Raw genomic sequence first — 351 nt, 5'->3', positions numbered from 1 at the left:
AGGTCATTGCATGCTGAATACATAGGCATGCAAAGCGAACGCGGCGAACTGAAACATCTAAGTAGCTGCAGGAAAATAAATCAACCGAGATTCCCAAAGTAGTGGCGAGCGAAATGGGAAGAGCCTGCACGTTTTAGCATGACGCATAGAAGAATCCTCTGGAAATAGGAGCCATAGCGGGTGATAGCCCCGTATTCGAAATGCGATGTGTGGAACTAAGCGTGCGACAAGTAGGGCGGGACACGAGAAATCCTGTCTGAAGATGGGGGGACCATCCTCCAAGGCTAAATACTCGTAATCGACCGATAGTGAACCAGTACCGTGAGGGAAAGGCGAAAAGAACCCCGGGAG

At 50.1% G+C, this 351-nt stretch carries 1 rRNA gene; it reads left to right on the top strand.

Going from position 1 to position 351, the window contains the following annotated elements:
* A 23S ribosomal RNA gene (locus H3H36_RS26400) occupies positions 1–351 on the top strand; the annotation flags it as partial.

Source organism: Rugamonas fusca, assembly GCF_014042365.1.
Classification (GTDB): domain Bacteria; phylum Pseudomonadota; class Gammaproteobacteria; order Burkholderiales; family Burkholderiaceae_D; genus Rugamonas; species Rugamonas fusca.
The sequence above is the reverse complement of the archived record's forward strand: the minus strand, read 5'-3'. Positions and strand labels throughout refer to the sequence as shown.